Genomic DNA, 20,681 nt, shown 5'->3' with positions numbered 1-20,681 from the left:
CGCACCGCGTGAGGCGGGGCAGGCGGGGATCAATGCAGGTTGGGCCCCAGCCAGCGTTCGGCCTCTGCCAGGGTCATCCCCTTGCGCATGGCGTAGTCTTCCACCTGATCCTGCTGGATCTGGGCCACGGCGAAATACTTGCTCTCGGGGTGGGAGAAGTACCAGCCCGACACCGCTGCCCCCGGCCACATGGCGTAGGACTCGGTGAGCTGCATGCCGATGGCCTGCTCCACGTCCAGCAACTCCCAGATGCTCCCCTTCTCGGTGTGCTCCGGGCAGGCCGGGTAGCCCGGCGCCGGACGTATCCCCTGGTAATTTTCGCGAATCAGTTCCTCGTTGCTGAGCGCCTCGTCCGGGGCATAGCCCCAGTGCACTTTGCGCACCTGCTCGTGGAGGTATTCGGCAAAGGCCTCGGCGAGGCGATCGCACACCGCCTGAATGAGGATGGCGTTGTAGTCGTCATGCTGCGCCTTGTAGGCCTTGGCGATGGCCTCCTCGCCGATGCCGCCGGTCACCGCGAAGGCGCCGATCCAGTCGGGCTTGCCGCTCTCTTTCGGCGCCACATAGTCCGCCAGACAGTAGTTGGGGAAGCCCTGCTTCTCGCTCTGCTGGCGCAGGTGGTGCAGCACTTTTTTCACTTCAGTGCGGGACTCGTCGGTGTAAACCTCGATGCTGTCCCCCACGGCGTTGGCGGGGAACAGGCCGACGATGCCAGCACAGCGCACGCTCTGATCCTTCTCCAGCTGGTCCAGCATGGCGTTGGCGTCGGCGTAGAGGCGCGTCGCTTCCTCCCCCACGACTTCATCCTCCAGAATGCGGGGGAATTTGCCCGCCAGCTCCCAGCTCAGGAAGAACGGCGTCCAGTCGATGTAGGGGCGCAGCACAGAGATGGGTACGTTTTCGAAGGTCTGCACGCCGGGCTCCCGGGGCGCCGGGGGCTCATAGCCCACCCAGTCCAGCTGATGGCGGTTGGCCCGGGCATGGGCCAGGCTGACCGGCTTGGAGCGCGGCTGCTTGCGGGCATGCTGATCCCGGGCAATCTCGTACTCCTTGTCGATGCGGGCCACGAAGGCGGGCTTGAGCTCCGGGCTCAGCAGGCTCTGGGCCACCCCCACGGCGCGGGAGGCGTTGGAGACATAGACCACGGGCTCGGAGTAGTTCTGCTCTATCTTCACCGCGGTGTGGGCCTTGGAAGTGGTGGCTCCGCCGATGAGCAGCGGCAGCTTGAACCCCTGACGCTCCATCTCTTTGGCCACGTGCACCATCTCGTCCAGGGACGGAGTGATGAGGCCCGACAGGCCGATGATGTCGGCGTTCACTTCCCGGGCCGTCTTGAGGATGGTCTCGCAGGAGACCATGACCCCGAGATCCACGATCTCGAAGTTGTTGCACTGGAGCACCACCCCGACGATGTTCTTGCCGATGTCGTGCACGTCGCCCTTGACGGTGGCCAGCACGATTTTGCCGTTGCTGGAGCCGCCGGACTTCTCCGCCTCGATGTAGGGTTGCAGGTAGGCCACCGCCCGCTTCATCACCCGGGCCGACTTCACCACCTGGGGCAGGAACATCTTGCCGGCGCCGAACAAATCGCCCACCACATTCATGCCATCCATCAGCGGCCCCTCGATGACGTGCAGCGGCTTCTCGGCCTGGGCGCGTGCCTCCTCGGTATCCTCCTCGATGAAATCAGTGATCCCCTTGACCAGGGCGTGTTCGAGCCGCTTGCCCACCGGCCAGCTGCGCCACTCCTGATCCCGCGGATCCTCCGCCTGGGCACCCGCGCCGCGATACTTCTCGGCGATGGCCAGCAGCGCCTCGGTGGCGTTGTCGTTGAGGTTCAGCACCACCGCCTCGACCTTCTCTTTGAGCTCGGCCGGGATGTCTTCGTAGATGGCAAGCTGGCCCGCGTTGACGATCCCCATGTCCATGCCGTTCCTGATGGCGTGGTAGAGGAAGACGGCGTGGATGGCTTCGCGCACCGGCTCGTTACCACGGAAGGAGAAGGAGACGTTGGAGACGCCGCCGGAGATCATGGCGTGGGGCAGGTGCTCCTTGATGTCCTTCACCGCTTCGATGAAGTCCACCGCGTAGTTGTTGTGCTCGTCGATGCCGGTCGCCACCGCGAAGATGTTGGGGTCGAAGATGATGTCTTCCGGCGGGAAGCCGACGCGGTCCACCAGAATGCGGTAGGCGCGCTGGCAGATCTCGAACTTGCGGGCCCGAGTATCGGCCTGGCCCACCTCGTCGAACGCCATGACGATGACGGCGGCGCCGTAGCGGCGCAGCAGTTTCGCCTGCTCGATGAATTTGTCCTCCCCCTCCTTCATGGAGATGGAGTTGACCACCGGCTTGCCCTGCACGCACTTGAGGCCCGCCTCCAGCACCTCCCACTTGGAGGAGTCGATCATCACCGGCACCCGGGCGATGTCCGGTTCCCCGGCGATGAGGTTCAGGAAGCGCACCATGGCCGCCTCGGCGTCCAGCATCCCCTCATCCATGTTGATGTCGATGATCTGGGCGCCGTTTTCCACCTGCTGCTTGGCCACATCCAGGGCCTCGTCGTAGAGCCCTTCTTTTATCAAGCGCTTGAACTTGGCCGAGCCGGTGACGTTGGTCCGCTCACCCACGTTCACGAACATGGAGTCCGCCGTGATGATGAGAGGCTCCAGGCCCGACAACCGACAGGCCACCGGCAGATCCGGCAGGGCGCGGGGTGTGATGCCCGCCACGGCGTCCGCCATGGCGCGGATGTGGGTCGGGGTGGTGCCGCAGCAGCCGCCCACCAGGTTGAGAAAGCCGCTCGAAGCCCACTCGCGGATATGCTCCGCCATCTCGACCGCGTCCAGATCGTACTCGCCAAACGCATTGGGCAGACCGGCGTTGGGGTGGGCGCTGACATGGGTCTCGCTGATGCGGGACAGCTCCTCCACGTATTGGCGCAGCTCGTCCGGCCCCAGCGCACAGTTGAGGCCGAAGGAGACCGGTTTGACGTGGCGAAGGGAGTGGTAGAAGGCCTCGGTGGTCTGGCCCGAGAGAGTACGACCGGAGGCGTCCGTGATGGTGCCGGAGATCATCACCGGCAGGCTGTAACCCAGCTCCTCGAACACCAGGTCCACCGCGAAGGCGGCCGCCTTGGCGTTGAGGGTGTCGAAGATGGTCTCGATCAGGATGATGTCGGCACCGCCCTCGATGAGGGCGTGGGTCGATTCGGTGTAGGCGGCCACCAGCTCGTCATAGGTGACGTTGCGCTTGCCCGGATCGTTCACGTCCGGCGAGATGGAGGCGGTACGGTTGGTGGGGCCCAGAACCCCTGCCACAAAGCGCGGTTTCGCCGGGTCCTTGGCGGTCCACTCGTCCGCCACGGCGCGGGCCAGGCGGGCCGCCTCCCGGTTTATCTCGGCCGAGAGCGCTTCCATCTCGTAGTCCGCCATGGCGATGCGGGTGGCGTTGAAGGTGTTGGTCTCGAGGATGTCGGCCCCGGCGGCACAATACTGGTCGTGGATCTCGCGAATGACGGCGGGACGGCTCAACACCAGCAGGTCGTTGTTGCCCTTGATGTCGGTATGCCAGTCGGCAAACCGCTCCCCCCGATAGTCCGCCTCACCGAGTTTGTAACCCTGGATCATGGTGCCCATGGCCCCGTCGATGATCAGGATCCGCTCCTTGAGACAGGCTTCCAGCCTGGCTGTGACATCCGCTTTCTTGTTCGACTCTCTGCTCGACACCGCTCGTACCCCTTACATCCATGCAACTGCGTGATGCCCATCCTAGCAGCAATCAAATTAAATGGAAATCTAGCCGTCTATCTGTCCGTGATGACGATTAAATATAACCATAAATAGGTAATGAGCATGATCTAACCCGGGAGTACCCTATGCCCGTCCTCAAGAGGGATACGTGCTTGCTGTTTACCAAAGAGAAAAATAACTATGAGCGTCTACTACACACTCTGCTTCCTGGCAGCGTTGGCGATCTTCATCGCCTTTGCCAACCAGTATGTTGTGAAGATCCAGACCACCATCGCCATCACTGCGGGCTCCATGCTGATCTCCGCGCTGCTGGTGCTGTTTGGCAAACTGGGTTGGTTCAATCTGGAGCCTCTCGCCATCAAGACCATGGAGAGCATCGACTTCCAGAACTTCCTGTTGAAGGGGATCCTGGGCTTCCTGCTGTTCGCCGGCGGGCTTGGCATCAACCTCAAGGCGTTGCGTAGCCAGAAGTGGGAAATCACCATTCTGGCCATAGCCGCCACCCTGCTCTCCACCTTCCTCATCGGCTACGGCTTCTGGTTCATCGCCAAGCTGCTGGGCTGGGACCTGCCGCTGGTCTACTGCATGCTGTTCGGCGCCCTGATCTCCCCCACTGACCCGATTGCCGTACTGGCCATCGTCAAGAAGATGAAGGCACCACCCCAGATCGCCATCCAGATCGAGGGGGAATCCCTGTTCAACGACGGTGTTGGCCTCGTCATCTTCGCTACCGTGTTTGCCGTGGCCTTTGGCGGTGTGGAGCCCACCTTCGGCAGCGTGGCAGGTCTTTTCCTGCATGAGGCCCTCGGCGGCATCCTGTTCGGGGCCGTGCTGGGCCTCATCGCCCACGTGATGATCAGCGCCACCGACGACGGCTCCCTGGAGCTGCTGCTGACCCTCTGCATCCCGACCGCGGGCTTCGCCTTCGCCAACATGATCGGCGTCTCCGGCGCCCTGGCCATGGTGGTGACCGGCATCATGATCGGCAACTGGACCCGTCATTCCGGCTTCTCCGAGCAGAGCCAGCACCACCTGGATCACTTCTGGGAGTTGATGGATCAGTTCCTCAACGCCCTGCTGTTCCTGCTGATCGGTCTGGCACTGGTGCTGCTGGATCTGGCCTGGCGCGACTGGATCCTGCTGGTCATCGCGGTACCGCTCTGCCTGGCCGCCCGCTTCATCAGCGTCTCCCTGCCCTATGTGGCGTTCCGCAAGTTCCGCAGCTACAACACCTTCTCGGTGCGCATCCTCACCTGGGGCGGCCTGCGTGGCGGCCTGGCCATGGCCATGGCCCTGGCACTGCCATCCGGTGTCATGATGATCCCGGAGCACAACGTCGATCTGCGCCAGGTGATCCTGGTGATGACCTACTCGGTGGTGATGTTCTCCATCGTGGTACAGGGTATGACCATTACCCCCATGATCACCGCCGCCAAGAAGGCCTGTGGCGACGCCTGAGCCCGTCCCTGACCGGCAATGAAAAGGGCTCCCTCGGGAGCCCTTTTGCCGTCCCCGTGGCAGTGAAAAACAGGGAATGACTGGGTGAACGCACAATTAGTGTTTGCTTTTTACACATTTCGAGGAGAGAATGCGCGCCGGCTAGTTAATCAGCCCTGATTATGTTCGCAATGCTTCACCTCACGATGAATCCTGCCAGTACCCGCATAACCTTCTTCTGATTTACTCGCCTTGAGAACCGTTCAGGCTGTCTGCCTGCGTTGCCCGGCTCTCACGGTGCAGACCCGATCTGCCCACTCCCAAGTAGCATCATGCATCCGCGTGGTCCTTGGCGCCTTCCTTGAAAGTGCAGACGCCCCTGAACCGGGCTGGGTATTCCTGCGCGCTCGTCCGCCATCGTGCTGACCGCGCCCATTGACCTGACATTTGCCAATACAAGGAGCAAACACTTAATTTATATAGAGAAATACCATGATGAAACACGTACAGATCCGCAAACCCCTGCGTCGCAGCAAACCCATCAACCTGCCCGTGCAAGAGCACGACGACGATGCGTTCCTGATCCAGTTCAGCACCCGCTTCAGCGGCGGCTTCGCCATCTCCTGTGATGGCATCGCCGGCGAGTTCTCCATCGAAGAGCTCAACTGACCTTGCCTGCCCACCGGCAGCGCCCGATGCAGACAGGCCGCAACTCACGGCGGCCTCCTTGCCTGACGTCATAGTCTGCATGGCCCCGCTCCCAGAGCGGTGGCTAGACCCCGCAAGTCTCCTTGTCAGGCGCCTCCAGCAGCAGGCACTCCTCCTCGCCGGCTCCCAGCCTGACCCGTTTGCCCTGACTCAGCCCCAGCTTGGCGAGTAGCCGGACCGAGCGCTCATTGCCCGGGGTGACGATGGCGACCACCCGCTCGATGCCGAGCCGTTCACGGCCATCTGCCATGGCCGCCCGCGCGGCTTCGATGGCATAGCCCTGGCCACGCCAGGCGGGCAGGAAGGCATAGCCGATGTCTTCACAGGGCAGGGTATCGCGCTTGATCAGACCGCAGATGCCGAGCCTGGCCCCGTCTTCCCGCCGCACCACCAGATAGAGTCCGTGACCGTGGCGGGCATAACTGACCGCAGGCCCCTGCTGGATGTAGTTTTCGGCATCCGCCAGGGTACGCACCCCGCGATCGCCGATGTAGCGGTGAAAATCACCATCGTTGAGCAGTTCGAGAATGAAGGGGGCATCGACAATGGTCAGTTCGCGCAGTTCCAGGCGCTCGGAGAGGATCATGACATGGGCTCGTTCGGCAGAGAGAGTGTCCAAGACTGCTCCCGCCCCGCTTCCTTGGCAAGACCCGGACGATATTTTCGCCCCCGGGAGCCGCGTCCCCGCTATACTGCCCACCCCATGGAACAGGCAGGAGAACGGCCATGACCGATACCCCCGAATTTTTTGATGAAGAGACACTGCTGGAGATGGTGGAGAACCAGCTCGCCGACGGCCATCCCCTCCAGGTGAAAGCCACCCTGATGCGCCTGGTGATGAAGGGCACCCCGCGGGAAGAGGCGCTGCAATACATCGCCTGCGCCCTGGGCGCCGAACTCATGGCCATGGAAGCCGAACAGGGCCCCTTCAACCTCGTCCGTTACGGCGAGTTTCTCGACAGCCTGCCCGAGATGCCCTGGGCCGAATGACCCGGGCCGATTAGGCAAGCCCCGGCGCCAGCCATTATCATTACTGCCACCACCAATGACGGGAGTATGGGGATATGCGCTGGCAAGATCGCCGTGAGAGCAACAATGTGGAAGACCGACGCCAGCAAGGCGGCGGCAACGGGGGTGGCGGCCTGCCCATCGGTGGCAAGGGGCGCCTTATCCTGCTGGTGGTGGTCATGGTGGCGGGGTACTACGGCGTGGACCTCGGCCCCCTGCTGCAGGATCCGGCCCCGCAGAGCCAGCCCCAGCGTCAGAACTCGTCCCAGGCTGCAAACGATCCCCTCGCCCGCTTCACCTCGGTGATGCTCGCCTCCACGGAGGACGCCTGGGGTGAGATGTTCCAGCAAAGCGGCAACCACTATCAGGCCCCCAGACTGGTGCTCTATCGCGGTGCGACCCGCACCGGCTGCGGCCAGGGGCAGTCGGTGATGGGGCCCTTCTACTGTCCGGCCGACAGCACCGTCTACATCGATCTCTCCTTCTATCAGGACATGCGCGACAAGCTGGGGGCCGACGGCGACTTCGCCCAGGGCTATGTGATCGCCCACGAGGTGGGCCACCACGTGCAGAACCTGCTCGGTATCTCCACCAAGGTGCGCCAGCAGCAACAGGGGCTGAGCCAGGTTGCCCAGAACCGGTTGTCGGTCAAGCTCGAACTGCAGGCGGACTGCTTCGCCGGGGTCTGGGGCCACTACATGGAAAAAGAGCAGGTGCTGGAGCGTGGCGATCTGGAAGAGGCGCTCAATGCCGCCCAGGCCATCGGCGACGACAGGTTGCAGCAGCAAGGTCAGGGCCGGGTCGTTCCCGACAGCTTCACCCACGGTACCTCGGCCCAGCGCCTCGCCTGGTTCAAACGCGGTTTTGACAGCGGCAAGCCCGCCACTTGCGACACCTTCGCCGCCCGCTAGACGCCCAAAAGAAGGGCCGGAACCTGACAGGATCCGGCCCTTTTTCCATTCATGGGAACCTCAGTACAGGGAGTTGACGCTCACCTCCTCCTCCCATGCGGCAGCGGCAAGTAGGTGGAGTTGGCCGAACGGCCGGTGACGAAGTAGATGTGATCGCCGCGCGGGAAGTGCATGGCGATGAGCGCCTTGCCCACCTCTTTCGGCACGCTGAACGCGTCCCAGCCGTTGCTCATCTTCTCCCAGAAGGCCGGATTCTTCAGGCAGCTCTCACCATTGGGGGAGAACGCCTTCTTGCCGCGATAGCACCCCGGGCTGGAGAAGAACAGGGTGTCATCGATGTCGAAACCCACCGCCATCGGCGGCAGCCCATCCAGGCTCCTGGCAATCTGCATCACCGACACCCAGTGAAGGGGGGCCTGCTGGGCCAGACTCACCGCAATGACACCGGCGGGGCTGGTCGGGATTTCAACTGCCACGGCGGGCAGGGTCAGGCTGGCGGCAACCAGGGCAAAGCGGGGCGATAAGGACATTAGTCCCGATATAAGGTGTTCATGACGAACTCCCCAGGCCCAAGACCCATCCGCCAGCAGGCTCTTTCGGCACTTCTTGTCCCCCGCTCTCGCCCCGGTGGGCTATAACTGCTGTACGCCTTCTAATGGCATTCAAATCAATTGCACCATTTACCGGAGATGCCATGGACGTGCACACCGCAGCTGCCCATTCGAATACTGTCACTCCCGCTTCATCCCAGGCCAGACTGGAGGCCGTCGACCAGCTGATGGCCCGGCTCGAGATCGCGCCAGACGGATTGATTCTGGATGCCAACCCCCGCTTTCTCGCCATCATGGGATACCAGCTGGCCGAGCTCAAGGGTCAGCACTACAGCATGCTGTTCCCCGCGGAGGCAGCAGAATCCGCCGACGAGGCCGCCCGTTGGCAGGCGCTGCGAACGGGGCAGGCACAGGAGGGAGAGTTTCGCCGCCGGGATCGGCAGGGGCGGGACATATGGCTGCGAGGCAGTTGCAGCCCCCTGCTGGACGAACAGGGCGCGCTGGTTCAGGTCATCGAATACACCATGGACCTGACCGAACAGAAGCAGCTGAACGCCAACTTCGAGGGGCAGCTCAACGCCCTGAGCCGGGTCATGGGCAAGGTGGAGTTTTCACTGGATGGCATCATCCTCGATGCCAATGCCCGCTTCCTGGAGACAGTGGGCTATCAGCTGGAAGAGCTGAAGGGCCAGCACCACCGGCTGCTGGTCGATCCCGACTACGCCCAGTCGGCCGACTATCGCACCTTCTGGGAAACCCTGCGCCGCGGTGAATTCCTGGCGGGAGAGTTCTGCCGAATCGGCAAACAGGGTGAAGAGATCTGGATCCAGGGCTCCTACAACCCGGTGCTGGATCTCACCGGCAAGCCCAGCAAGATCGTCAAGTTTGCCACCGACATCACAGCCCAAGTAGAACAGCATCACCAGCTCAAGCGCGCCATGGAGGAGGCGGAAGAGGCCGCCAGGGTGCGCGAGGAGCTGCACAAGTCGCTGCAGGAGATGTCGACCCCGGTCACCCCCATCTGGGACGGGATCCTGCTGCTGCCGCTGGTGGGGATCATCGATTCCATGCGTACCGCCGACGTGATGAACAAATCGCTCACCAAGATTGCCGAGACCCGGGCCCGGGTCTTCGTACTGGACATCGCCGGAGTCGCCACCGTGGATACCGGCGTCGCCAACCAGCTGATCAAGATCACCAAGGCGACCCAGTTCATGGGGTGCGAGGCCATCATCTCCGGCGTCTCGCCGGCCATCGCCCGCACCATGGTGGAGCTGGGGGTCTCTGTCGGCGACATCCGCACCACGGCGACCCTGCGGGATGCCTTCGAGATCGCCCTCAAGCGGGTCGGATCCACCCTCTAGGCCTCCAGGAGAGATGCATGCTGCTCAACAATGATCTGGGCATCGCCGACGTGGCCGACTGCATCGTGGTCAGCATGCGCCCCGACCTCGGTGACGAGGGCATGCAGCAACTGATGCAGGCCCTCTCCCAGCGGCTGATGCTGGGCCGCCAGCACGCGGTACTGCTCGACTTCTCCGGGGTCATGCTGCTCGATCACCACGAATTCAGGCAGGTACGCAAACTGGCCGAGGTGTGCCGCCTGCTCGGTGCCGTCTGCCTGCTGGTTGGGCTCAATGCAGGGATCGCCGCCTTCCTGGCGCTGGCCGATGCCGAGCCCGGGCCGCTGCGCTGCTTTCTCGACATGGACGATGCCTTCGCCCATGTTCGCAGGACGCTCAAGGATGAGGAGTAGCGCATCATGCAGTTGGAACAGAGCCTTCAAGAAGCCAGCTACCCGCTGCGCCACGACATCGACCTGCACCTGACGGTGATGGCGGTACGCCGCCTCCCCTTCATCGCCAACCTGTCCGAGGTGGACCGCGCCATGCTCTCCACCGTGGTCTCCGAGCTTGGCAGCAACATTCTGAAATACGCCGAGCGGGGAGAGATCACCCTCACCCTCCACCATCCCAGCGGGCGTCCCTGCATCGACATCATCGCCCGCGATCAGGGACCCGGCATTGGGGATGTGCATCAGGCCATGCAGGATCACTACAGCACCTCGGGCACCCTGGGGCTAGGCCTGCCCGGCGTGCGCCGCATGATGTCGGAACTCACCATCAGCACCCCGCCGGAAGGGGGAACTCTGGTACAGGCCCGCAAGTGGCTGGGCGCGGCGCCCCTGGTATCCAGACCAATCCCTCCTCTCGCCTGCACAGGCCAGCTGCACGCCGGCCTGCAGCTGACATGGGCCAGCGAGAACCGCCCCTGCTATCCGGAACGGGTCTCCGGTGATCTGGCCTTCATCCGGCCGGGGCCGGAGGGGGTATCGCTGATCCTGATCGACGTGAGCGGCCACGGCGCCTCGGCCAACAAGCTGGTACAGGTGCTGGAGGCGGCGCTGCAGCAAACCCGCGAGCAGGAACCGGCCCGCCTGTTGCAACTGCTGCACCAACACTGCATCGGTACCCGGGGCGCCGCCGCCGGCGTGGCCCTGGTCAACGGCGAACGGGGTGAGCTGAGCTATGCCGGCATCGGCAATACCCGCATCTGCCTGCGCGGCCACGAGCCTTGGCGCGGCATCTCCCGCGACGGGGTGCTGGGAGAGCGCTTCCCCACCCCCTTGCTGCAGCGCCAGCCACTCGTCGCGGGGGACGTGGTGATGCTCTATTCGGACGGTATCAGCGAATCCCTCAACCTGCGCGACGGTACACTGGATCTGGCCGCCGAGCCCGCCCAGCTGGCACGCCAGGTGATCGCCCACAGTGGCCGCAGCACCGACGATGCCAGCTGCATCGTGCTGCGCGTGCTGGCAGGAAAGGAGGACTAGATGCGGCAACTGATCGGCGAAACCCTGCTGTCAGGCCCGGCGGCGGCACTCACCGCCCGGCGCAAGGTGATCCAGGTACTCACCTGCCTCGACGGAACTCCCACCTTCGTGGCACCGCTGGCGGGCGCCACCTCCGAGCTGGTACGCCAGCTGGTGGCGAACACGGAGCCGCTGCAACTGCAGTTGTGGCTGGAGCCTAGCACACAGGAGTTGTGGCTCTCGCTCTCGGCTGACGCCCCCATCCCCCCCGAGCCGGACGGCCGCCAATCATGTGGCATCCGATTGGTCGCGCACGCGGACAACGCCATCGCCCTGGTCTACCGCCTGCCCCGCGGGCCCGATGAACTGCTGCTGCAACAGATGCAGCAGCAGTTCGCAGAACCGACCCGGGACGAGCTGTTTGCGGTGATGCAGGCCAAGAACCAGGAGCTGGAAGTGGCCTATGAGCTGGCGGAGGGCGCAACCCGGGCCAAGAGCGATTTTCTCGCCAACATGAGCCACGAGATCCGCACCCCCATGAACGCCATCCTCGGCATGTCCCATCTCGCCCTGCAGACCCGGCTCGATCCGCAGCAGTTCGACTATGTCAGCAAGATCCAGCGCTCGGCCCAGCATCTGCTCGGCATCATCAACGACATCCTCGACTTCTCCAAGATCGAGGCCGGCAAGCTGGATCTGGAGCGGATCGAATTCGATCTCGACCATGTGCTGGAGAATCTGGCCACCCTGGTGGGCGAAAAGGCGGAGGCCAAGGGCATAGAGTTGCTGTTCGAGGTCGACCACCAGCTCGACACCCTGCTCTATGGCGATCCCCTTCGCCTCGGCCAGATCCTGATCAACTACGCCAACAACGCGGTCAAGTTCACCGAGCAGGGGGAGATCCTGGTCAAGGTCAGCTGCCTGGAGAAACAACCCCAGGAGGTGTTGCTGCACTGCTCGGTACAGGACACCGGGATCGGCATGAGCCAGGAGCAGCAGCAGCGGCTGTTCCAGTCATTCCAGCAGGCGGACAGCTCCACCACCCGCAAGTACGGCGGTACCGGCCTCGGCCTCGCCATCTCCCGCAAACTGGCGGAGCTGATGGGCGGCGAGGTGGGGGTACAGAGCGAACCAGGCCAGGGCAGCACCTTCTGGTTTACCGCCCGACTCGGTAGGGGCAGGCGCAGATCCCGCTATCTGCCGAGCCTGGATCTGCGCGGGCGCCGCATGCTGGTGGCCGACGACAGTGCCAGCGCCCGCACCATCATGGCCGCCCTGCTACGCAGCATGAGCTTTGTGGTGGACACCGCCGAGTCGGGCCAGCAGGCACTGCAGATGATCGCCGGCGCCGAGCAGGAGGGACAGCCTTACGAAGTGGTATTGCTGGACTGGCACATGCCGGGGCTGGATGGCATCGAGACCGGTCGCCGCCTCATCGCCCGCGGCATGGGCCCGCGTCCCTATCGGGTCATGGTGACCGGCTACGGACGGGAAGAGGTCTTTCGCCAGGCCGATGCTGCAGGCTTTGATCGGGTGCTGGTCAAGCCGGTATGCGCCTCCGTGCTGTTCGATACCGTCATCGGCCTGTTTGGCCAGCAAACCAGTTCACTCACCTTCAAACCACCGCAGGCGACCCATCGCTACCGCTTCGACGGACTCAGGATCCTGCTGGCGGAAGACAACGAGCTCAATCAACAAGTCGCGCTGGAGCTGCTGCGGGCGGTCGGTGCCGATGTCAGCATCGCCGGCAATGGTGCCATCGCGCTGGAGATGGTGGCCCAGACCCACTACGACCTGATCCTGATGGACATGCAGATGCCGGTGATGGATGGCCTGGCCGCCACCCGGCTGTTGCGCGAGCGGGAAGACATCGGGCAACACACCCCGATCCTGGCGATGACGGCCAACGTCATGGCCGGTGACCGCGAACGCTGCCTCGCTGCCGGGATGGACGATCACATTGCCAAGCCCATCGACCCCGACAGGCTGTATGCGGCCCTGCAGCGCTGGGCAACCTCCTTCAGCCGCGAGGTCAACAGCACGCTCACTGCCTCACACGCATCACCCGCCACCGCCTTGCTGCCACAGTTGCAGGCGATCGGGCTCAACGCCGAGCCAGCCCTGCAACGATTGATGCACAACTGGGAGTGGTATCGGGATCTGCTGCAACGTTTCGCCCGCCAGGGGAGTCAGCCGATGGAAACCCTGCTGGCCGCCCTGCAGGCGAATGACCGGGAAGAAGCGCATCGACAGGCCCATACCCTCAAGGGCATAGCCGCAACGCTGGGGGCCGGGTCGCTGCAGGATGTCTCGGCCCGGCTGGAGAGCGCCCTCGCCCGGGGAGACGATGCCACCAGCCTGCTGCCGCTGGCCGAGCTGGGGCTGCAACAGCAGCAGCAACTGGCCGCCAGCCTGCTGACACTGCTGCCGGCCCCTGCCACCCCCGGCTTGCCGGAGGCTACCCCCGCCGAGCTGGCCCCCCTGCTGCACCAGCTGACCGGGCTGCTGCTGGAAGACGATGCGGAAGCCTTCATCCTGTTCCAGCGCAATCAGGCCAGGCTCGCTCCCCTGCTGGGCGAGGCAGCACCGGCCATGCACGATGCCATGACCCGTTTTCGCTTCGCCGATGCCCTGGCATATCTGCAACAAGTCCGGGCCCTCAGACCCGATCTGTTCAACCAAGAGTGAGGCGCCATCATGCTCAACTTGCTGGATCCCGATACCAAACCCACCCTGCTGGTGGTCGATGACACACCGGAGAACCTCTCCCTGCTCAGCGCCCTGCTCAGCCCCCACTACCGGGTCAAGGTCGCCATCAGCGGCCAGCGGGCGCTGGAGATCCTCTCGGCCGGCACCCGGGTGGATCTGATCCTGCTCGACGTGGTGATGCCCCAGATGGACGGCTATCAGGTGATGCAGGCGCTGCAGGAGATGCCGCAGGTGCGGGAGATCCCGGTGATCTTCCTGACCGCCAAGGTGGAGGAGAGTGCGGAGGCGCACGGCCTGGCGCTGGGGGCCGTCGACTACATCCACAAGCCGATCACCCCCGCCATCGTGCTGGCCCGGGTCAGAAACCACCTGGAGCTGAAAGCGGCGCGGGATCTGCTGCACGACCAGAACGCCTTTCTGGAGCAGGAGGTGGAGCGGCGCACCCGGGAGAACGAACTGATCCAGAACATCACCATCCACTCCCTCGCCTCTCTTGCCGAAACCCGCGACAACGAGACCGGCAACCATATCCTGCGCACCCAGCACTATGTGCGGCTGCTGGCGGAGACCCTCTGCGAGCATGCCCGCTTTCGTGCAGAGCTGACCCCCAAGACCATCGATCTGCTGTTCAAATCGGCCCCGCTGCACGACATCGGCAAGGTCGGCGTGCCAGACCGGATCCTGCTCAAGCCTGGCAAGCTGGATGCGGACGAGTTTGCCCAGATGAAGCACCACTCCATTCTCGGCAAGGAGGCCATCGTCCATGCCGAGGAGGCGCTGGGGGTAGAGGTGGAATTTCTGCGACTGGCCAAGGAGATCGCCTGCTACCACCACGAGAAGTGGGACGGCACCGGCTATCCCTATGGCCTGCACGGTGACGAGATCCCGCTCTCGGCCCGCTTGATGGCGCTGGCCGACGTGTACGACGCCCTCATCAGCAAGCGCTGCTACAAGGCTGCCATGTCCCACCAGGAGGTGGTGCCGATCATACTGGCGGGACGAGGCAATCACTTCGACCCCGACATCACGGACGCCTTTGCCCGCATCCACCAGCAGTTCCACGAGATCGCCCTGCGTTACAACGACGACAAGGGCGAGCGGTAGTCAAATCGCGACTAGGCGGTGGCGGGCAGCAGATCGGTGAAGACGAAGCCGTCCCGCAGCACCGTCTCCCCCACCCGGATGGGCAAGGGATGCAGGAACATGGGGCCGTCCCAGGCCAGGGTGTGGAACTCCCCGTTCTCGCCGCAGGGATCCACCCCGGCGGGCAGGGCAGCCAGCAAGGCCGGGCCGAATTCATGACCACCTAACCCGGCGTCCAGCTTGCCCGGATCCAGGGTACAGACCCTGGCCTTGAGCCCGGCGTCGATCATCGCCTGCGCCAGCTCGGTCGTGTCGCTGCCCCAGAGCGGGAAGAGCGGCGTGATGCCGGTCCCCGCCAGTTGCCGCTCCCGATAGGCGCGCACATCCTCAAGAAAGAGATCCCCGAACGCCATGTGGTAAATGTCCTTGGCCTGCACATCGGCGATGAAGCCCGTCATGATGCGCCCATACTCCTCGTTGCTGCAGGGCCAGGGCAGGTCGATGGTGGTCAGCGGCAAGCCCACACACTCAGCCTGTGCCAGCAGCAACTGCTTGCGCACCCCGTGTATGGCCACCCGCTCGAACGCCTGGTTGAGGGTGGTGAACAGCCCCACCACCTCGATGGCCGGATCCTGGCGCAGGCGATGCAAGGCCCAGGCGCTGTCTTTTCCGCTGCTCCAGGAGAGCAGTACCTTTTTCTTCGTCATGATCTCTCCAGCTACTTGCCGCACCGTGCTGCAAGACAGTGTTGCGAATTGTGCGATTTACATTGCGGGACACAAAAGCATACCCTCGTGGGTGAGCGTATCCCCGCAGCACACCGGGGAGAATAACTAAAAAAACGATGGGAAACATAAGGATATGAGTAAAGTCAGCACATCGCACGACCACGGTCGCCCCCTCAATCGACAGGATTACAAAACCCTGAGCCTGGCGGCGCTGGGCGGCGCCCTCGAATTCTACGACTTCATCATCTTCGTCTTCTTCGCCGTGGTCATCGGCGAGCTCTTCTTCCCGGCCGACATTCCCGAGTGGCTGCGCCAGTTCCAGACCTTCGGCATCTTCGCCGCCGGCTACCTGGCCCGCCCCCTGGGGGGCATCATCATGGCCCACTTTGGCGATCTCATCGGCCGCAAGCGGATGTTCACCCTCAGCATCATCCTGATGGCCTTGCCGACCCTGCTGATCGGCCTGCTGCCCACCTACGCCGTGCTCGGCATCGCCGCCCCCCTGCTGTTGCTGCTGCTGCGGATCCTGCAAGGGGCCGCCATCGGCGGGGAAGTCCCCGGTGCCTGGGTCTTCGTGGCCGAGCACGTGCCCGCCCGCCGGGTCGGTGTCGCCTGCGGCACCCTCACCGCGGGGCTGACCGCCGGCATCCTGCTCGGCTCCCTGGTGGCCACCGCCATCAACCGTGGCATGAGCCCGGGCGATGTGAGCGACTGGGGCTGGCGTCTGGCCTTCGTGCTCGGCGGCGTGTTCGGCATCGTCGCCATGTACCTGCGCCGCTGGCTGCACGAGACTCCGGTCTTCGCAGAGATGCAGGCCAACAAGTCCCTGGCCGAGGAGCTGCCCCTCAAGACGGTGCTGCGTGAACACAAGGGCAGCGTCGTCGTCTCCATGCTGCTGACCTGGCTGCTCTCCGCCGGCATCGTGGTGGTGATCCTGATGACCCCGACCTATCTGCAGAAGGTGCACGGCATCAGCCCGGCCGATGCCCTGACCGCCAACTCCCTGGCCATCGTCGCCCTCACCCTGGGCTGCATCGTCTATGGTCGCCTGATCGATGCCATCGGCAGCGGCCCTACCTTCATCCTGGGCTCCCTGCTGCTGGCCGGCGCCACTTATACCTTCTACCACAGCCTGGCAGCGGGCACAGATCAACTGGTGCCCCTCTACATGCTGGCGGGCTTTGCGGTGGGGATCGTCGGCGCCGTGCCCTACGTCATGGTCAATGCCTTCCCGCCGGTGGTGCGCTTCTCCGGGCTGTCGTTCTCCTACAACGTGGCCTACGCCATCTTCGGCGGCCTCACCCCCATGCTGGTCACCCTCTGGATGAAGGAGGACGTGCTGGCCCCCTCCCACTATGTGGTCAGCCTGGCCGCCCTCGGTTTCGTGCTCGGCATCTGGCTCTGGCTGCGCCAGCGCGGCCAACGCCAGGCCACCCCGCAGGCCGCCTGATCCTTCCCAAGCAAGCCCCGCACTGTCGGGGCTTGTTCTTTGCGGATATTATCGACCGGGTGGCGACCCGCCCGCTCACCCCCAATCCGTCCATCTGCCCGAGGTCCACTATGTTCTTCCAGGTCGTCTTTCTCGCCTTGCTGGCCCTGCTGCCCATGGTCAACCCGCCCACCACGGCCACCCTGCTGCTGGGACTGAGCAAGGGCATGTCCCGCGAGCACATCCGCCGCCAGATCAACATGGCCGCCCTCTATCTGTTCGCCACCCTGTGCGTCAGCTTCTTCATCGGATCCTCCATCCTGGATCTGTTCGGGATCTCCATTCCCGGCCTGCGCCTGGCCGGTGGCCTCATCATCGCCTTCATCGGCTTTCGCATGCTGTTCCCCTCGCCAAACCAGTCTGCCGGGGTCGAGGCCAACCAGAATATCGCCTTCGTGCCCCTCACCATGCCCAGCATGTGCGGACCCGGCACCATGGCGCTGGTGATCAGCGGCGCGGCCCAGATCGCCGAGCTGCCGGCCGAGACCGATCGCGTCGTCATCTATGCCGCCATGGTCACCGCCTTCGCCCTGATGAGCCTGATCAGCTGGGGTGTGCTCAAGCTGGCAGATCCCGTGTGCAAGATCCTGGGGGCCACCGGCATCGACGCCATGACACGCATCATGGGTTTCCTGCTGGTGTGCATGGGTATGCAGTTCTGCATCAACGGCGTCAAGGAGGTGGCGCAGGATCCCGTCTTCCATGGTCAGGTGATGGAACAACCCGCTGCCGCCTTGCCGTCCCATGCCGGATCCACCGCCTTCGATCATCTCGCCGTGCCGCGCCAGCCCTGATTGAAAACGGTGTCATTTTTCGTGCAAATCCCTCGTGATCTTGCGCCTGATCATATTGCCTTCATCTTGATGGGGTAGTCTGGTTTTTGTACAGGCAGGGTTCAGAAGGTTGCCGCTAGCGTGGCATGTGCTGAGCCCATTACTTGAGGAGATATGCAAATGGAAAAGATGCTGACCGAGATTGGAAGCTACAGCCTGTTTCATGAGTATCTGAATGTGGTCGGTGCCGCCAGCCCCGCGCTGACCCGGATCAAGACAGGATGGGAGTTCAAGCGAAAGGATCGCCTGCTCGCCCAGATAAGGGTGGATGATCACGGCCACGCCCGCTTCTTCATCGACGCCCGCGCCATTTCGGTCAACTGACCCGAGCCCTTTCCCAGCCCCGGCGCCTGCCGGGGCTTTTTATTGGCTGCCCTTCAGCCTCTCCCCCCTCTAGTGCCATCGGCATCACCCCGGTCCCACCCAACCCTCTCCGTGCAGGAATTTTCACAGCTTATAATTAGAAATAAATGGAATAATTAATTATGCGACATTGATCTCATCATAGAAATCAAAAATCGATGATCATGTTCATCATCGAGAGGGATGTTTTACGCCGGGAGTGGCGATGACCTTAAGCAGAGGAAACGATGACCATTGACCTATCAAGCATGATTACCGAGACCCGCAACCCGGCCAGCGTCGAAATCGACCAGCTGTCGACCCTGGAGATGCTGCGCGTCATCAATCAGGAGGATCAGCAGGTGGCGCTGGCGGTGGGCCAACTGCTGCCCGAAATCGCCCGGGCGGTCGATGCCATCGCGGCAGCCTTTGGCAAGGGTGGGCGCCTGGTCTATATCGGCGCCGGCACCTCGGGCCGGCTCGGCATCCTGGATGCCAGTGAATGCCCGCCCACCTATGGCGTCTCTGCCGAGCAGGTGGTCGGCCTGATTGCCGGCGGCCACAAGGCCATCTTGCAGGCGGTCGAGAACGCCGAGGATGACGCAGAGCTGGGTGCCCGGGACCTGAAGAACATCCAGTTCTGCGCCAATGATGTGCTGGTGGGCATCGCCGCCAGCGGCAGAACCCCCTACGTACTGGGCGCCATGGCCCACGCCAGCGCGGTGGGTGCCACGGTCTGCAGCATCAGCTGCAACCCCGGCAGTCCGCTGGCCAGGGCGGCCGACATCAGCATGGTGGCGGTGGTCGGCCCCGAGATCGTCACCGGCTCCTCCCGCATGAAGGCGGGCACGGCGCAGAAGCTCATTCTCAACATGCTCTCCACCGGCGCCATGATCCGCACCGGCAAGGTCTACGGCAACCTGATGGTGGACGTGGAGGCGACCAACGCCAAGCTGGTGGAGCGGCAAAAGCGCATCGTGATGGAGGCCACCGACTGCGATCGCACCACCGCAGAGCGGGCATTGGCCGAGGCGGACAACCACTGCAAGACCGCCATCGTGATGATCCTGGCTGGACTCACGGCCGATGAGGCCCGCCACCGCCTGCAAAGCAGCAACGGCTTCATCAGCCAGTGCACCCACTGATCGGCCAACCGCACATTGGCCAGGCCAGGGATGGCCATCACATAACGAGAAAGGGGTGCCAGGCACCCTGCTGACACCACAGACTGACTGGGTTCTTTATGGCAAAAATAACTGACACCATGATCGGCCAGATCATCCAGGCCATCGGCGGCCGGGACAACATCACCCACTGCGGCCACTGCATGACCCGATTGCGACTGAGCCTGGCGGACAGCCTGCATGCGGATCGCGATACCATCAAGCGCATCGCCGGCGTCATGGGGGTGATTGAGAGCGACAACCAGTTCCAGATCGTGCTGGGGCCGGGCAAGGCCCAGACCGCCTGCGAGCTGATGAACGGCATGCTGAGCGCAGGACTGGGGGCGCTGGAGGCTCCGGCTGCGGCCCCCACCGAGCTTGGCGACATCGCCTCGGCCAACAAGCAGGCACTCAAGCAGAAACAGAGCAGTGCGGCCCACCGCTTTCTGGCCAAGTTTGCCACCATTTTTACACCACTGATCCCCGGCTTTATCGCCGCGGGGCTGCTGCTCGGCTTTGCTACCCTGATCGAACAGACCCTGCTGCAGGACGGCGCAGCCACCGGCGGAATGCTGGTGGAGCTGGTCGGTTACATGAAACTGTTCAGCAAGGGATTGTTCAGCTTCCTCAGCATTCTCATCGGCTACAACGCCCAGAAAGCGTTCGGCGGCTCCGGGGTCAACGGTGCCATTCTGGCCTCCCTGTTTGTGATGGGCTATGACCCCCAAGCCACCAGCGGCATCTACTCAGGCATCACCGATTTCTTCGGCCACCACATTGATCCCCGTGGCAACATCATCGGGGTGCTGATCGCCTGCATCATCGGCGCCTCGGTGGAACGCCAGGTGCGTCGCTTCATGCCGGACAGCCTCGACATGATACTGACCTCCTGCATCACCCTGCTGATCATGGGGGCCGTCACCTTCGTCCTGATCATGCCCCTGGGGGTGCAGCTCTACAACGGCATGTCCTGGCTCTTCATCCACCTCAACGGCAACCCGTTCGGTACCGCCATACTGGCCGGTCTGTTCCTCATCTCGGTGATGTTCGGCATTCACCAGGGGTTCGTGCCCGTTTACTTCGCACTGATGGATGCCCAGGGCTTCAACTCCCTGTTCCCCATCCTCGCGCTGGCAGGGGCCGGCCAGGTCGGCGCCG

The 20,681-nt window shown here is 63.5% G+C and carries 18 protein-coding genes; 14 read left to right on the top strand and 4 right to left on the bottom strand.

The features are described 5' to 3' along the window. Nucleotides 1-29: 29 nt before the first annotated feature. Entirely contained in the window at nucleotides 30-3,725 is a 3,696-nt protein-coding gene (gene metH / locus AB5Y89_RS13855) for a methionine synthase (RefSeq protein WP_368223987.1), read from the bottom strand. 204 nt (nucleotides 3,726-3,929) lie between these two features. Between metH and AB5Y89_RS13850 the strand changes: the two genes are divergently transcribed. Both AB5Y89_RS13850 and AB5Y89_RS13845 read left to right on the top strand, forming a co-directional pair. After that, nucleotides 3,930-5,207, top strand: a complete 1,278-nt coding sequence (locus AB5Y89_RS13850; protein ID WP_042880492.1) for a sodium:proton antiporter — start codon at nucleotides 3,930-3,932, stop codon at nucleotides 5,205-5,207. A gap of 471 nt (nucleotides 5,208-5,678) precedes the next feature. Beyond that, complete coding sequence (locus AB5Y89_RS13845; RefSeq protein ID WP_010672653.1) at nucleotides 5,679-5,855, top strand: hypothetical protein; 177 nt, start codon at nucleotides 5,679-5,681, stop codon at nucleotides 5,853-5,855. Nucleotides 5,856-5,958: 103 nt separating this feature from the next. On the opposite strand, the gene AB5Y89_RS13840 is transcribed toward AB5Y89_RS13845, so the two are convergent. Further along, nucleotides 5,959-6,480: a GNAT family N-acetyltransferase gene (locus AB5Y89_RS13840; RefSeq protein ID WP_010672652.1), complete on the bottom strand. Its 522-nt coding sequence runs from the start codon at nucleotides 6,478-6,480 to the stop codon at nucleotides 5,959-5,961. 140 nt (nucleotides 6,481-6,620) lie between these two features. On the opposite strand from AB5Y89_RS13840, the gene AB5Y89_RS13835 reads away from it, so the two are divergent. Further along, a complete protein-coding gene (locus AB5Y89_RS13835) occupies nucleotides 6,621-6,884 on the top strand; it encodes a hypothetical protein (protein WP_039040440.1) in 264 nt (87 codons plus the stop codon). Nucleotides 6,885-6,958: 74 nt separating this feature from the next. Further along, complete coding sequence (locus tag AB5Y89_RS13830) at nucleotides 6,959-7,813, top strand: neutral zinc metallopeptidase (protein ID WP_069652304.1); 855 nt, start codon at nucleotides 6,959-6,961, stop codon at nucleotides 7,811-7,813. An 80-nt stretch (nucleotides 7,814-7,893) separates the two neighbouring features. Here the strand turns inward: AB5Y89_RS13830 and AB5Y89_RS13825 are convergent, their stop codons facing one another. After that, nucleotides 7,894-8,343: an HAD family acid phosphatase gene (locus tag AB5Y89_RS13825; protein WP_234887522.1), complete on the bottom strand. Its 450-nt coding sequence runs from the start codon at nucleotides 8,341-8,343 to the stop codon at nucleotides 7,894-7,896. Nucleotides 8,344-8,507: 164 nt separating this feature from the next. On the opposite strand from AB5Y89_RS13825, the gene AB5Y89_RS13820 reads away from it, so the two are divergent. From AB5Y89_RS13820 to AB5Y89_RS13800, 5 genes are read left to right on the top strand one after another with little or no spacing between them, the layout of a single operon-like run. Further along, complete coding sequence (locus tag AB5Y89_RS13820; RefSeq protein ID WP_103244124.1) at nucleotides 8,508-9,728, top strand: PAS domain-containing protein; 1,221 nt, start codon at nucleotides 8,508-8,510, stop codon at nucleotides 9,726-9,728. Nucleotides 9,729-9,745: 17 nt separating this feature from the next. Next, the gene (locus tag AB5Y89_RS13815) at nucleotides 9,746-10,120 is read left to right on the top strand and encodes an anti-anti-sigma regulatory factor (RefSeq protein WP_043154645.1); all 375 of its coding nucleotides are present in this window, start codon (nucleotides 9,746-9,748) and stop codon (nucleotides 10,118-10,120) included. Nucleotides 10,121-10,126: 6 nt separating this feature from the next. Then, nucleotides 10,127-11,197: a SpoIIE family protein phosphatase gene (locus AB5Y89_RS13810; protein ID WP_368223986.1), complete on the top strand. Its 1,071-nt coding sequence runs from the start codon at nucleotides 10,127-10,129 to the stop codon at nucleotides 11,195-11,197. Beyond that, nucleotides 11,198-13,864, top strand: a complete 2,667-nt coding sequence (locus AB5Y89_RS13805; protein WP_368223985.1) for a response regulator — start codon at nucleotides 11,198-11,200, stop codon at nucleotides 13,862-13,864. 9 nt (nucleotides 13,865-13,873) lie between these two features. Further along, nucleotides 13,874-14,989 (top strand): HD-GYP domain-containing protein, encoded by a 1,116-nt coding sequence (locus AB5Y89_RS13800; protein WP_368223984.1) that lies wholly within the window; start codon nucleotides 13,874-13,876, stop codon nucleotides 14,987-14,989. An 11-nt stretch (nucleotides 14,990-15,000) separates the two neighbouring features. Here AB5Y89_RS13800 and AB5Y89_RS13795 read toward each other — a convergent pair whose 3' ends face one another. Further along, the gene (locus AB5Y89_RS13795) at nucleotides 15,001-15,675 is read right to left on the bottom strand and encodes an ATP-binding protein (RefSeq protein ID WP_368223983.1); all 675 of its coding nucleotides are present in this window, start codon (nucleotides 15,673-15,675) and stop codon (nucleotides 15,001-15,003) included. Between the two features lie 154 nt (nucleotides 15,676-15,829). On the opposite strand from AB5Y89_RS13795, the gene AB5Y89_RS13790 reads away from it, so the two are divergent. From AB5Y89_RS13790 to murP, 5 genes are all read left to right on the top strand, one after another. Further along, nucleotides 15,830-17,146, top strand: coding sequence for an MFS transporter (locus AB5Y89_RS13790; RefSeq protein ID WP_039040437.1), 1,317 nt, complete (start codon nucleotides 15,830-15,832; stop codon nucleotides 17,144-17,146). A 110-nt stretch (nucleotides 17,147-17,256) separates the two neighbouring features. Next, nucleotides 17,257-17,979: a MarC family NAAT transporter gene (locus AB5Y89_RS13785; RefSeq protein WP_214004973.1), complete on the top strand. Its 723-nt coding sequence runs from the start codon at nucleotides 17,257-17,259 to the stop codon at nucleotides 17,977-17,979. 159 nt (nucleotides 17,980-18,138) lie between these two features. Next, complete coding sequence (locus AB5Y89_RS13780) at nucleotides 18,139-18,342, top strand: hypothetical protein (RefSeq protein WP_041212219.1); 204 nt, start codon at nucleotides 18,139-18,141, stop codon at nucleotides 18,340-18,342. 266 nt (nucleotides 18,343-18,608) lie between these two features. Then, a complete protein-coding gene (gene murQ / locus AB5Y89_RS13775) occupies nucleotides 18,609-19,505 on the top strand; it encodes an N-acetylmuramic acid 6-phosphate etherase (RefSeq protein WP_368223982.1) in 897 nt (298 codons plus the stop codon). Between the two features lie 98 nt (nucleotides 19,506-19,603). Continuing rightward, nucleotides 19,604-20,681, top strand: a 1,078-nt coding sequence (gene murP / locus AB5Y89_RS13770) for a PTS N-acetylmuramic acid transporter subunit IIBC (protein WP_368223981.1), incomplete at its 3' end; no start/stop codon positions are given.

This window comes from Aeromonas sp. s4, from assembly GCF_040907855.1.
Taxonomy (GTDB): domain Bacteria; phylum Pseudomonadota; class Gammaproteobacteria; order Enterobacterales; family Aeromonadaceae; genus Aeromonas; species Aeromonas caviae.
This window is presented reverse-complemented; position numbering and strand designations above follow the sequence as displayed.

Coding starts and splice junctions, on each gene's coding strand:
- AB5Y89_RS13850 (WP_042880492.1), top strand. CDS start 3,930: ATGAGCGTCTACTACACACTCTGCTTCCTGGCAGCGTTGGCGATCTTC.
- AB5Y89_RS13845 (WP_010672653.1), top strand. CDS start 5,679: ATGATGAAACACGTACAGATCCGCAAACCCCTGCGTCGCAGCAAACCC.
- AB5Y89_RS13840 (WP_010672652.1), bottom strand. CDS start 6,480: ATGATCCTCTCCGAGCGCCTGGAACTGCGCGAACTGACCATTGTCGAT.
- AB5Y89_RS13835 (WP_039040440.1), top strand. CDS start 6,621: ATGACCGATACCCCCGAATTTTTTGATGAAGAGACACTGCTGGAGATG.
- AB5Y89_RS13830 (WP_069652304.1), top strand. CDS start 6,959: ATGCGCTGGCAAGATCGCCGTGAGAGCAACAATGTGGAAGACCGACGC.
- AB5Y89_RS13825 (WP_234887522.1), bottom strand. CDS start 8,343: ATGTCCTTATCGCCCCGCTTTGCCCTGGTTGCCGCCAGCCTGACCCTG.
- AB5Y89_RS13820 (WP_103244124.1), top strand. CDS start 8,508: ATGGACGTGCACACCGCAGCTGCCCATTCGAATACTGTCACTCCCGCT.
- AB5Y89_RS13815 (WP_043154645.1), top strand. CDS start 9,746: ATGCTGCTCAACAATGATCTGGGCATCGCCGACGTGGCCGACTGCATC.
- AB5Y89_RS13810 (WP_368223986.1), top strand. CDS start 10,127: ATGCAGTTGGAACAGAGCCTTCAAGAAGCCAGCTACCCGCTGCGCCAC.
- AB5Y89_RS13805 (WP_368223985.1), top strand. CDS start 11,198: ATGCGGCAACTGATCGGCGAAACCCTGCTGTCAGGCCCGGCGGCGGCA.
- AB5Y89_RS13800 (WP_368223984.1), top strand. CDS start 13,874: ATGCTCAACTTGCTGGATCCCGATACCAAACCCACCCTGCTGGTGGTC.
- AB5Y89_RS13795 (WP_368223983.1), bottom strand. CDS start 15,675: ATGACGAAGAAAAAGGTACTGCTCTCCTGGAGCAGCGGAAAAGACAGC.
- AB5Y89_RS13790 (WP_039040437.1), top strand. CDS start 15,830: ATGAGTAAAGTCAGCACATCGCACGACCACGGTCGCCCCCTCAATCGA.
- AB5Y89_RS13785 (WP_214004973.1), top strand. CDS start 17,257: ATGTTCTTCCAGGTCGTCTTTCTCGCCTTGCTGGCCCTGCTGCCCATG.
- AB5Y89_RS13780 (WP_041212219.1), top strand. CDS start 18,139: ATGGAAAAGATGCTGACCGAGATTGGAAGCTACAGCCTGTTTCATGAG.
- murQ (WP_368223982.1), top strand. CDS start 18,609: ATGACCATTGACCTATCAAGCATGATTACCGAGACCCGCAACCCGGCC.